General features: G+C 30.7%; 11 protein-coding genes. 7 read left to right on the forward strand and 4 right to left on the reverse strand.

What is annotated here, in order from left to right; all coding sequences use genetic code 11:
- Window positions 1-242 precede the first annotated feature (242 nt).
- Window positions 243-695 (forward strand): Hsp20/alpha crystallin family protein, encoded by a 453-nt coding sequence (locus IW20_RS23550; protein ID WP_035628433.1) that lies wholly within the window; start codon window positions 243-245, stop codon window positions 693-695.
- A 92-nt stretch (window positions 696-787) separates the two neighbouring features.
- On the opposite strand, the gene IW20_RS23555 is transcribed toward IW20_RS23550, so the two are convergent.
- Window positions 788-1,204 (reverse strand): EamA family transporter, encoded by a 417-nt coding sequence (locus IW20_RS23555; protein WP_035628435.1) that lies wholly within the window; start codon window positions 1,202-1,204, stop codon window positions 788-790.
- Between the two features lie 227 nt (window positions 1,205-1,431).
- On the opposite strand from IW20_RS23555, the gene IW20_RS23560 reads away from it, so the two are divergent.
- The gene (locus IW20_RS23560) at window positions 1,432-1,824 is read left to right on the forward strand and encodes a DoxX family protein (protein WP_035628438.1); all 393 of its coding nucleotides are present in this window, start codon (window positions 1,432-1,434) and stop codon (window positions 1,822-1,824) included.
- A gap of 153 nt (window positions 1,825-1,977) precedes the next feature.
- On the opposite strand, the gene IW20_RS23565 is transcribed toward IW20_RS23560, so the two are convergent.
- A complete protein-coding gene (locus IW20_RS23565) occupies window positions 1,978-3,756 on the reverse strand; it encodes an ABC transporter ATP-binding protein (protein WP_035628440.1) in 1,779 nt (592 codons plus the stop codon).
- Between the two features lie 444 nt (window positions 3,757-4,200).
- Here IW20_RS23565 and IW20_RS23570 point away from each other — a divergent pair, with 444 nt between their 5' ends.
- The 4 genes from IW20_RS23570 to IW20_RS23585 all read left to right on the forward strand — a co-directional run bounded on the left by IW20_RS23570 (window position 4,201) and on the right by IW20_RS23585 (window position 9,026).
- Window positions 4,201-5,907 (forward strand): thiamine pyrophosphate-dependent enzyme, encoded by a 1,707-nt coding sequence (locus IW20_RS23570; RefSeq protein WP_035628442.1) that lies wholly within the window; start codon window positions 4,201-4,203, stop codon window positions 5,905-5,907.
- Between the two features lie 10 nt (window positions 5,908-5,917).
- Window positions 5,918-6,394, forward strand: a complete 477-nt coding sequence (locus IW20_RS23575) for an MEKHLA domain-containing protein (RefSeq protein ID WP_035628444.1) — start codon at window positions 5,918-5,920, stop codon at window positions 6,392-6,394.
- A 406-nt stretch (window positions 6,395-6,800) separates the two neighbouring features.
- Window positions 6,801-7,967, forward strand: coding sequence for a galactokinase (gene galK / locus IW20_RS23580; RefSeq protein WP_035628446.1), 1,167 nt, complete (start codon window positions 6,801-6,803; stop codon window positions 7,965-7,967).
- Between the two features lie 6 nt (window positions 7,968-7,973).
- The gene (locus IW20_RS23585; RefSeq protein WP_035628447.1) at window positions 7,974-9,026 is read left to right on the forward strand and encodes a UDP-glucose--hexose-1-phosphate uridylyltransferase; all 1,053 of its coding nucleotides are present in this window, start codon (window positions 7,974-7,976) and stop codon (window positions 9,024-9,026) included.
- 214 nt (window positions 9,027-9,240) lie between these two features.
- Here the strand turns inward: IW20_RS23585 and IW20_RS23590 are convergent, their stop codons facing one another.
- Both IW20_RS23590 and IW20_RS23595 read right to left on the reverse strand, forming a co-directional pair.
- Window positions 9,241-10,413, reverse strand: a complete 1,173-nt coding sequence (locus IW20_RS23590) for a cysteine desulfurase family protein (protein ID WP_035628449.1) — start codon at window positions 10,411-10,413, stop codon at window positions 9,241-9,243.
- Between the two features lie 3 nt (window positions 10,414-10,416).
- On the reverse strand, window positions 10,417-11,256 hold the full coding sequence (locus tag IW20_RS23595; protein WP_035628451.1) for a hypothetical protein: 840 nt from the start codon (window positions 11,254-11,256) through the stop codon (window positions 10,417-10,419).
- An 867-nt stretch (window positions 11,257-12,123) separates the two neighbouring features.
- Here IW20_RS23595 and porL point away from each other — a divergent pair.
- Complete coding sequence (gene porL / locus IW20_RS23600) at window positions 12,124-12,777, forward strand: type IX secretion system motor protein PorL/GldL (protein ID WP_035628453.1); 654 nt, start codon at window positions 12,124-12,126, stop codon at window positions 12,775-12,777.
- The last annotated feature ends 37 nt before the right edge of the window (window positions 12,778-12,814 follow it).

Raw genomic sequence — 12,814 nt, forward strand, 5'->3', positions numbered from 1 at the left:
AAATTTTAGTAAGGAAATATTTTAAGTTTTTTTATAAAAAAGCAATAGGGATAAAAAGGCTGATTACTGTCATTTTGTTAGAATATAAGGCTTTTGTTTTGAGTTTTTATGTCAATAATTCAGTTATTTATGAAAAAATGACAGTTTTTGTGCTTTGGTATTTGTTTTGTTATATGCATGGTGTTGATCAACATTTTTAATGATTATTAAATTATTTGTATAACTATTAAAAGTAAATCATCATGTTAAGTATCAGAAAAAACGGAAACAATGCACAGTCATTCCCATCATTATTAGACGATTTTTTTGGACGTGAACTTTTTAACTGGGAAAACAGCAATTTTTCATCTACAAGCACAACTATACCATCAATAAATGTTAAAGAAACAGATGAAAATTTTGAAGTAGAAGTAGCTGCTCCAGGGATGGATAAAAAAGATTTTAATATTACTCTTAATGATAATTTATTAACGATATCTTCTGTTAAGGAGAATGAAAAAGAAACCGTTGAAGATAATTATACTCGAAAAGAATTTAGTTATCAATCATTTCAACGAAGTTTTGAATTACCAAACAATGTTGTTGATGAAGAAAAAATAAAAGCACATTATGATAATGGACTTTTACACCTTGTTATTCCTAAAAAAGAAGAAGCAAAGGAAAGTAAATCTCCAAGAGTAATTGAAATTAGTTAATGCTAAATTCTAACACTCTAAACAATTACATTTAGTTTTTTTGATAGAGGTCGTCTCGTTATGAGGCGGCCTTTATTTATATTATTTGGTTTCTACTTCCAAATTAACACTACAGTACCTCCGATAATTAATAGTGCTCCAATGGCAGTTTTTAGGGTTAAACTTTCGCCTAGAAAAGTAACTGAAAGAATAATTGTTAATGCAAGACTTAATTTATCGATAGGAGCTACCTGAGATACATCGGCCATTTTTAGCGCTTTAAAATAAAACATCCAAGACAATCCTGTTGCTACTCCTGAGATAACAAGAAAAATGATATTCTGTTTTGATAAAGTTAGTATTCCTTTTGCTTCAGAGCGAAACAAGACGATACTCCATATCATGATAAGTACCACCACAGTTCTTATAGCAGTTGCAAGGTTTGAATTTACATTTGCCATTCCGACTTTGGCAAAAATAGCAGTCAAAGCTGCAAAAATTGCCGATAACACTGCATATACCCACCACATAGTACTTTTTTTAATTCATTGAAACACTCAAAAGTAAGCATTACAAATGAATATTTTTTGTATAAATAATAATACAATTGTATTAAAAAAAAATTAAGTCAGACCTATTATGGATATAATAAAGTCTTTGCACTTTAATTTTAATTCACTAAATTTAAGTAATCTTTAAAATTTAAAGATTTATTTCAAAAATAAAATTATTATTAACTCAATTAATACTTTTTACTATGAATTATATCCCTTTAATCGGCAGAATCCTATTTAGTACAATTTTCATGTATTCTTCTATCGCAAATTTTTCAGATTATTTTGTTTACGAAGCGACAGCCAAAGGAATACCATATTCTTGCGTTATAGTTCCATTTGTCGGAATTTTAGAATTATTAGCAGGATTAAGTATTTTAACGGGATTCATGGCCAAATGGGGGGCATGGTTAATAATTCTTATTATGTTACCAGTAACATTTATAATGCATGATTTTTGGAATATTGATGACCCTGTTAAACATCAATTGGTTCTTATGACTTTTATGAGAAACCTATCAATTATTGGGGCTGCATTAATGATTTCTTTCTTTGGAGCTGGTCCTTATAGTTTTGATGTATATAAGGCTAGATAAGAGACATATTATCTGTATTTTATTTGAAGTAAACTTTAGTAATTATATTTTATAAAGTTGCGATTGCAATCAAAAAATAAACCATATAAGTAAGGTAAGTTCATTTAAGTTTTAGACTTATATTTTCTTATAATACTTATATGGTTTAAAAAATCAATTGGTTTTATTATGTTTTTTAGAAGAAGGTAAATCGTCTTTACGTTCCCCTATTTGTTGTCTCCACATGGCATAATACAATCCTTTTTTGTCTACAAGTTCGTTATGATTTCCTTGTTCAATAATTTTTCCGCGTTCTAGTACAAATATGATATCGGCATGCATTATGGTCGATAATCTATGCGCAATGAGAATAGTAATTTGCTGTTTATCTGCAGATATTTCTCTAACAGTTTCTGTAATTTGAGATTCTGTAAGAGAATCTAATGCCGAAGTAGCTTCATCAAATATCAATATCTTTGGTTTACGCAATAAAGCTCTGGCTATTGAAAGGCGTTGTTTCTCGCCACCCGAAAGTTTTTTGCCTCCTTCGCCAAGAACAGTATCAAGACCTTTCCCTGAATTGATTATAATAGGAGTTGCAGAAGCTTTCTCTATTGCCGAAAGCATTTCTTCGTCTGTTGCATCGGGTTTAACAAAAAGCAGATTTTCACGAATAGATCCTGAGAATAGTTGTGTATCTTGAGTTACAAACCCCATTTGTCTGCGAACACGATTGTATCGCAAATCTTTAATCGATATATCATCATAAAGAATATCGCCTTCTACAGGACGGTATAAACCCACCAATAGTTTTACAAGAGTAGATTTTCCTGAACCAGATGGCCCTACAAATGCAATATTATCACCAAGTTTTGCTTTAAATGAAATATTCTGAATGGCATTATAACTGGCATTTTTATGTCTGAAAACCACATCATTAAAATGTAATTGACTAATTGCACCAACTTCTACAGGATCTTCGGGACTATATTCTGGTTGTTTTTGCATTAGCTCATTAAAAAGAAACAAAGCAGTTTCGGCTTCGCGGTACGATATAATTATGCTCCCAAGATCTTGTAATGGACTTATAATTCCAGACGATATAAATTGCATAGAAATTAGTTCGCCAGGAGATAAAACGTTTTTAAAAATAAGCCATAACAAGATGAATAGTATGGATTGTTTTAAAAATATCAAAATACTACCCTGAAGAAAAGTAAGAGTTCGCATTTTCTTGACCTTTTCCATTTCCAGATCATATATTTCCTGCGTATGAACTTTTAGGCGTCGAATTTCGGGATATGTAAGACCTAAACTTTTTACAAGTTCTATGTTACGCAAACTTTCGGTTATAGTACCGCTCATTTGGCGGTTTTGCCTAATTAATGAGCGCTGTAATGTTTTTATCGAGCGACTTAAAATACTTGTTAATCCGCCAAGGACAACTACACCAATAAAAAATACAGGAATAAGCGCCCAATGTTTGGTAACAGCATACCACATCAAAAAACCGATACCAACTACCGAAGTAAATAAGATATTTATAAAAGACGAAATAAACTTCTCTGTATCTGTACGTACTTTTTGTAATACAGATAAGATTTCTCCGCTACTTTGATCCTCAAATTCCTGAAAAGGTAATCTTAATGTTTGTCGCAAACCATCATTAAAAATTTGCATACCAAATTTTTGTACAATCATTCGTAATACATAATCTTTAAGCGAAAGGAATAAACGAGCAGCAAGGGCAACAATTACAGCTATTATCAATAGTTTAATAACACCTTCTTCTTTGCTACCGTTGCCTTGTTTATTGTTTAATGCGTAATCATCGATAATTTTTCCAAAAATAATTGGGTCATAAAGGGAGAGTATCTGCGATATACCAGCAAAGAATAAAACAAGTACAATAAGCCAACTATACGGTTTAAGGTATTTCCAGAATAAAATCATATTAAATCTTAATTGAAATGAATGTACAGTTATAACAAACAAAATGAATTATAAAGATATTAAATAAAGAAATGAATAATTGTGATATATAAAATCAATTTCTTGAGTAGGTATTTTTTGCAATTATTTATTTTCAGACTATAATAATTATGCAAACTTTAAAATTATTTTATTTTAATTTAAGATGTTGTAATTCAGGTAATTGTTGTTTTGTTTGTGATGATTTACTTGTTCTTATACGGGAATTTGTTTATATCTTTATAAGACCCAAATCTTATCATTATGAAACGAATTATCATATTAATACAATTAGGTTGTTTGTTGCATTGAAAAGTTTGTGATGCTTAATTGGGTATTATAAACTCTTAATTAAAAAGATACTTAGAGTTACTTTATTCAATAAGCTTTTTATTATTATTTAATAATTAAAAGTTTCAAAACTATATGGATAGCAATCAGTTAATAGTAAATACTCTCGAAAGTTGGGGAATATCACTATATACCGGTGTTACTGGCGGTGGTGTTATTCATTTTCTTAAATACCTCAATCCTTATAAAAGAGACTCTTTTAATGCAACAGAGTTTTTAACTTTTGGGGAGTATAGCGCAGGTTTTGTTCCGTTGGGTTATTATTTAAGTACAGGTAGGATAGCAGCAACAGTGGCAACCACAGGAGCTGCTACAAAACTTATTAGTTGTGGCCTGAGCGATGCAAAATTACATGATATTCCAGCTGTATATATTGTACCTGTTTCAGGGAATAGTACAGTAGGTTTTTCTCCTTTGCAGGACTCCACACAATATGGTAGCAATATTGTGGAGCAATTAAAAGCCGAATTGCCAGATTCTGTTTTTATATTAAATAGTCAAGCTACATTAAAAGAAACTTTAGCTCATGCAAAAAGTCAATTAGATCGTTTTAAACCAGTTGTTTTAGTTCTTGATAACGAAGGATTGAATAGTACTTATACAGAGTGCAAATCTCCATATCTGAATCAGTCAAATGTTTTTAAGAATACAAACTTAGATAGTTTTATAACTAGTTTTAAGGCAACAATAAAAGGTAAACGATTAGTGCTACTTGTAGGCGAAGAGATGGCACGTTATCCAGATGCAATACATTATACATCTGAGTTAAGTAAACTTTTATGCCCAGCAGTTATTTGGAGCATTAATGGCGCAAATGCTGTAAATCGTGATAATCCTTATGGTTACGGATATGTATCGTTTGGCGGAAATGATAAAGCCTTATCATTAATAAACTCTCTGAATAAAAATGATGTTTTAATGATACTTGGTGCATGTCCAGATGAATACACGGTTAATTTTAATAAATTCCCTGTTGCTCATACCTTTTTTATTGGCAATATTCCCGATGCATACGGACTGGTTGATAATAGTTTAGAACATATTGTAGAAAGTAAATATGATCATGTTTATGCTCCTTTAGATTTAGTAATTCAAAAAATAATTGACGCTGCTCATTTTTTGCCTTTCGAGAACCTCCCATTTGAGTCTGCACCAAAAGATTTAAATAATCTGCCATTTGCCTTTGCCCGTGATAATTATGTAGATATGGTCACTTTATATCAAAGGCTTGATAATTGGTGGCCTGCACGCTCTATAGGGATTGATGATGTCTGTCAAGCCTATAAAGACCGCCAATATGTAACTCAACGTCCTAATAATAATATTCAATTTTATTCACTTTATCGAGGCTCGGCTATGGGTGGCGCATTTGGTGTTGCTGTGGGGGCAAAACTAGCTAGTCCTGATCGCTCTGTTTTTTTATTTACAGGAGATGGCTGCTTTCGCCTATTTTCTGGTAGCATGGGAGAGGTTCATGATCTTGGTTTGGTTTTATTTTTATTAAATAATGAAACATTAGGAATTGTCGAACAAGGATTGGGCAAAATTATGCCAGATGTTGATAATGAGCGTTATCATGCCCGATTAAAATCTCTTGATTATTGCAGTATTGCGAGGGCATGTGGTTGGAATGCCGAAATATTAAATACCGATTTATCTAATCTAGATGATCTGTTAGATAGTATGATGATAAAAAATAAACCGCCTCAATCTTTGCTTATAGAAATTACTATCGATTCTATGCAATTGTTAGGAAGTAATCCCCGTCTTAAGAACCTATAAAAAAAATACTATGTCTTTAAAAAATGAACACATTCTGCTGAAACAAATTGACGATTGTTTTTTAGCTTTAAATGGAAAAAAACTTCCATCTCCGCCCAATATTTCAGACCGTTACCAATGGTTACATGAAAATGCACCTTATAGTATATTGGCACAAAATGCCAATGTTGATTCTTATTTTATTTACGCAAATAAATATGCTTTATCTTGTTTTAAATATTCGAAAGAAGAAATCTTATCCATACCATCCAGATTTAGTGCTGCTATAGAAAACAGACATGAGCGTGATTTGCTATTTAATAAAGTAGCAATTGAGGGTATTGTATATAATTATAAAGGAGAACGAGTCGATAAGTTCGAAAACAGTTTTACTATTCATGATACTATAGTCTGGCAATTACAAAATAGTAATGGTGATGTATGGGGGCAAGGTGCCTTATTTTGGCGTGAAGAAAAACAACGACCAGATTGGTATTTTGATGTATGACTAAAAAAAATAGTACAAAACTATACCAGTTTGTAGCTAAAAAGAATGAAATTAACTTAAAGCCATTTTTAGAAAAATGGTTTTTTTATGGATTTATTTTTTAGATAATCTAAGGTATTATGTCTGTGTTTATTGATGTAACGAGGTATTGATATGATGAAATTATTAATAAACATTATTTAGACAAAGTTCTAATTTTAGTAAATTAAATCTAGATGTTTTTAAAACTAGTAGGTACTAGTAGGATTATTTTATTTTAGTATTTATTTTTGAATTTCTGTATAATTGCAAATAATTTAATAAAAGTTGTTTTTCTTTACCTTATAAGTTTCTTTTTGTTGGATTTTGTAAATATTTGAAAAGTTTGAATAAGTTAACCCATCAACTATTTAATTAGTAAATAATAATGAATGATATTTTAATACAAAACACGACCCTTTTTTTTAAAGAAAAATTTGGTAACGAACCACAAAAAGTTGTCCTTTCGCCAGGAAGAATTAATATTATTGGCGAACATATTGATTATAATGATGGTTATGTTTTGCCTGCTGCTATAGATAAGATTATTTGTTTTGCTTTTGAAAAAAACAATTCTAAAAAATCAAGAATTTTTGCAATAGATTTGAATGACGAGTTTGAAGTTGATTTAACAAAAGAGATTCAATTAAGTAATGTCGTATGGACAAATTATATCCTAGGAGTTATAAAACAACTTCAGGATAATGGTTTTTCTTTTGAGGGATTTAATTGTGTTTTTAGCAGTAATATTCCAGTTGGTTCTGGATTGTCTTCTTCGGCAGCATTAGAATGTGGGATGCTTTTTGGGATTGCAGCACTTTTTAATCTTACTATTAATAAAGTTGATATTGCTTTATTAGGACAAAAAGCGGAGCATTGGGTTGGGATTAATTGCGGTATAATGGATCAGTTCTCCAGTGTACATGGCTTGGAAAATAAAGTAATCAAATTAGATTGTAAAACATTGGAGTTTGAATATCATGATGCTAATTTTAGCGATTATGTTTTAGTTTTATTTGATAGCAATGTAAAACATTCCTTATTTACATCAGAATATAATACGCGTCGTGAAGAATGCGGGACGGGTTTATCGATAATTAAAAATTATTTCCCTGAAGTAAAAAGCTTTAGAGATTGTACAGAAGATCAGTTATTAAGCATTCAGGATAAAATGGATGCAACTGTTTTTAAAAGAGTGCACTATGTTATAAAAGAGATTAGTCGTGTTGCACAGGCTTGTAATGCTCTTGATAAAGGTAATATTGAGCTTTTAGGACAATTACTTTTTGAAACTCATGATGGCTTGTCTAAAGAATATGAAGTGAGTTGTCCAGAACTAGATATGCTTGTTGCTATTGCAAAAGAGGATGATTCTATAATAGGTTCTCGATTGATGGGTGGCGGTTTTGGAGGCTGTACTATTAATTTAATTAAAAAAGGAGAAGAAAATGAAGTAAAAAATAAGTTTTCGTCCCTTTATTTAGATATATTTGGGATTGAATTAAAATTTTACGACGTAAAAATAGCGAATGGAACATCACTTTACAACTTATAGAATTAAATGAGAAATTTTAATATTAGCGAAGACCCACACAGACGTTATAATCCATTACTTAACGAATGGGTTTTGGTTTCACCTCATAGAGCAAAACGTCCGTGGCAGGGACAAAATGAGTTAGTTACTACCGAACCTTTACCTAAATATGACCCAACTTGTTATTTGTGTCCAGATAACGTAAGGGCTAACGGGATGAGCAATCCCAGATACGAAGACAGTTTTGTTTTCGAAAATGATTTTGCTGCCATGAAACAGGATGAAATCATTTATGAAGAAGATATTAAATACACCTTTTTTCTAGCTAAACCAGAAAGAGGAATCTCACGAGTTGTTTGTTTTTCGCCAAGACATGATCTTACATTACCAGAAATGGAAGTAAAGGATATTAAAAATATCGTAAAAACATGGCAAAGAGAATATGCTGATTTAGGTGCTATTAAATATATAAACCACGTTCAGATTTTTGAAAATAAAGGAAGTGTAATGGGATGTAGCAATCCACATCCTCACGGACAAATTTGGGCACAATCCTCGTTACCAACACAAGTTGAAAAAACTCAAAATAGTTTAAAGAATTATTTTGATAAATATAAGGCTACTCTTTTACAAGATTATCTTCAGGCCGAACTAAGAAAAGATGAACGCATCGTTATCGAAAACGACCACTTTGTAGCTTTGGTTCCGTTTTGGGCAATATGGCCTTATGAAACGATGATTATAAGCAAAAGACATTTTGGTAGAATAACTGATTTTACGGATGAAGAAGATACTGCTTTTTCTAAAATTTTAAAACAGTTAACAACAAAATACGATAATCTTTTTAAAACATCTTTTCCTTACTCATCCGGAATCCATCAGGCTCCTACAGATGGTAATGAGCATCCAGAATGGCATTTCCACATGCATTTTTACCCACCTTTATTACGATCAGCATCAGTAAAGAAATTTATGGTAGGTTACGAAATGTTAGGCGAATCTCAACGAGATATCACACCAGAGAGAAGCGCTGCAACTTTAAGAGAGCAGTCTGATGTGCATTATAAACTAGAATCATAATTTTTAAATTACTTTTTGTCTTATTATGTGAGTTAAATGACGTTTTGAGGCTTAATTACTTTCAGAATAAGGGGATATTTGCTTTAGATTTTTCATTTGTCTTTTCCATAAAGACAAGTAATTTTTTAAATAAGTTCTTTTCAAGATTAAGGAAGCTTCGGCTTCCTTATTTTTTTTATAACACTTATTATTTACTTCAATATCGCCAGTTTACTTAGTTCAATTTTACAGGACGTAAGGAGTTTAAAATTTCTTCAACTTTATTAATTGCAAAATCAATATCGTCTTTGGTTGTATATTTCCCTATTGAAAACCGTATTGTAGATTGAGCCGTTTCATTATCGATTCCCATCGCTTTTAAAACATGACTTGTATCTAGCGATGCCGATGAACATGCAGAACCTGAACTTACTGCTAAGAATTTATTTAATGATTTTAATAAACGCTTTCCATCAGTATTAAAAAAGGAAATATTTGTAACATGAGGGAGTCTGTTTACATTTTCTCCATTTAGTTTAACTTCTTCTAAACCTATCAAAAAATCTTCCAAACGGTTCCGGAGTGCCACTATTTTTAAGTCTGTATTTAGTTCTAGTTCCTTCATTGCATTCTCTGCAGCTTTGCCAAAGCCTACAATTGCAGGAACATTTAGTGTTCCGCTTCTCATTCCGTTTTCATGCCCACCACCCGTTATTTGCGGCATTATACCTGTTTTACTACCATCTTTTATATAAACAGCACCAACACCTTTAGGACCATACATTTTATGAGATGAGAAAGTTAAAATATCTATTGGACCATTCTTAACATTAATTGGCACTTTACCAACAGCTTGAGTTGCATCACACATAAACAATATTTTGTTCTTTCGGCATAATTCTCCAATTTCTGCAATAGGGTGGATTACTCCAGTTTCATTGTTAGCATACATTAAGCTTACTAAAATAGTTTCTTCAGTTATTTTGTTTTCTAATTCATCCAGATCAATCATACCGTTATGATCTACATCAAGAAAAGTCACTTTTGCACCTGTGCTTTGTAAATATTCTAAAGTATCTAAGGTTGCTTTATGTTCTGTTTTGCAAGTAATAAAATGATTTCCTTTTGCTTTGCAAGCTTCATAAACACCTCTAATTGCCAGATTGTTTCCCTCAGTGGCACCAGATGTAAATATAATTTCGAGAGGATCTGCATTTATCAATTTAGCAATTTGCTTTCTGGCATTATCTACGGCAGTTTTACTATACCATCCTAAATCATAATGTACACTTGCAGCATTGCCATACATTTCTGTAAAATAAGGAAACATTTCATCGACTACATCTCTATCGCAAGGCGTAGTAGCATTATAATCCATGTAGATTAATTGTGATTTAATAGTCTCCATAATCTAAGTATTTAGAAGATGAGATTTAGAAAAAGTATTCGCTATCGTGTATTGGTTATCTCCATAATCCGTCATAAAAACATTGTGGATGTTTACTCTTTCGGTATTAAGAATTGTTGGGATGTACATATCAAAAGCAACTTCTACACCTCTGGTAACCTTATTCATATCATCACTTTCAGAAAAGTCAATAATAGTTATGTCAGTAGCATCACTAAAACGTTTTAAAATTTTATCAGTAATATTTGTGTAATGTTGCGCCATAATCGACGGACATTTTGCAATCCATACCACATCATTTTTTATTTCTGCCAACTGAATGTATTGATTGTCTCGAGCGTGATATAGTATCGATAAAATATCATTTTTGTTCTCTATACTAATAGAATCATGATTTGTTTTTGTGTTTTTTTTCAAAAACGAAATAGTTTTATTCTTGCAATTTCTTTCATTCGATATTATGATTTTCTCTTTCTTAACAATTATATAGCTATCTAATACTTTTTCGATTTCAATAGGCAATGTGTCAATGTTTTTATCAGAGAGGTTTTTATCAGTAATCTCACAACTAGTTTCACTACAAGCAAGTCCTAAATTATCTATTAAAATTCCGATAACAATCTTAATATTCCCTTTGTGTTTTACAATTAGATTGTTAGAAATATTAAGAACATGTGTAAGAGAGTTTAAGGAGAAATCGCTAATCTCATAACGTGGGTCATAATGCCCGCCTTCTAGGTATATTATGGGCGGAGTTATAAATTGATTTTCCGAAAGATACTTTTCAATTAGCTGAAAAACATCATTTTCTAGTAGGTTTAGTTTAAAAAGTTCTAGTTTCATTTTCTTTTGTTTTAAGTTATGTAAATCTGGGGATATAAATAAAGTCGACAGTTATAATAATTAATGCTTAGGTTTTGCAATGAGAATGTTTATTATTTAGATAGGTTAATAAAAACAAAATTGTTATAACATGTCATGAGCAGACTGGTGAGCTATATATAGGTAATAATTATAATGGTGAAAGCGGAATGACTTTGTTGAATTGCTTTTAAATTTAATTCTTAGAATAAATTAAATTTTCATTCCTTAAATTTTTATAGACTTCTACATATAATTGTATCAAAGCAAAAAGCATCGATTATACTTTTACTTCAAAAAAACAATATCATACTTATATGTAAAATTAATCGTGGTATTTGTAAAACTACTTGTACTTGATAGTAAGTGGTTCAATTTTAAGGGTTTATACAATATAAAAGTAACGCATTTTTCTGAAATTCAGTACTTTAGGAACAAACAATTGTTATATTATTAACAATTACGGTACTCTAATGAGTTTATTTAATAAAGATAAATTTTCAAGAAATCATATTTGTAGCCATTATAGGATTTAAAAGATAGTCTATTATCCTAATCCCATGCATATTTACTCATATAGTATTAATTTGTAAGATTATATATCGGATTATATTGTTAAAACACTTTGTAAACAAAATATGTCTTAATCTGTTTATTTAAAGGCTTTTGGTGTTTATAGAAAATAATGTTTTATAGGGACATTTGCATGTTTTCTTTTAGTAAAATTTATGTTGTTTTATGTGGAAATTTATAGGACCTATAGAAGAATAATTGATTTTATTAAAGTAGAAATTATAGCAGAAAACAACTTTATTTAAAAACTAGAATAAAATTTAAAACAAAAAAATTATGGCATTATTAAGTAAAAAAGTAATGAATTTCGCTTATGGTATGGGAGCAGCAGTAGTAATTATTGGTGCTTTATTCAAAATTACCCACTTTGAAATCGGACCGTTAACAGGAACTTTGATGCTTTCAATCGGATTAGTAACAGAGGCATTAATCTTTGCTCTTTCCGCTTTTGAACCTGTTGAAAAGGATTTGGATTGGACAATTGTATATCCAGAATTAGCCGATGGTAAAGCTAGAAATGAACGAAAAATTGCTAAAGTTGAAACTCCAACGGAAACACAAGGTTTATTATCTCAAAAATTAGATACAATGCTTAAAGAAGCTAAAATTGACGGAGAGTTAATGTCAAGTTTAGGTAACAGCATCAAGAATTTTGAATCTGCTGCAAAAAGTATCTCTCCAACAATTGACTCAATTGCTTCTACAAAAAAATACAGTGAAGAGTTATTTACAGCTGCTTCTCAGATGGAATCATTAAATAGTTTATATAAAGTTCAATTAGAAAGTGCTACAAGAAATGCAGAAGCTAATAAAGAAATCGCTGAAAATGCAACTAAATTAAAAGAGCAAATGCAATCTATGACTGCAAATATTGCTTCTTTAAATAATGTATATGGTGGTATGCTTACAGCTATGGGAAACAAAGGATAATTAGTTAAAAGCAATTATTAATTAAGAACTAATTATT

The organism is Flavobacterium hydatis, assembly GCF_000737695.1.
Taxonomy (GTDB): Bacteria; Bacteroidota; Bacteroidia; order Flavobacteriales; family Flavobacteriaceae; genus Flavobacterium; species Flavobacterium hydatis.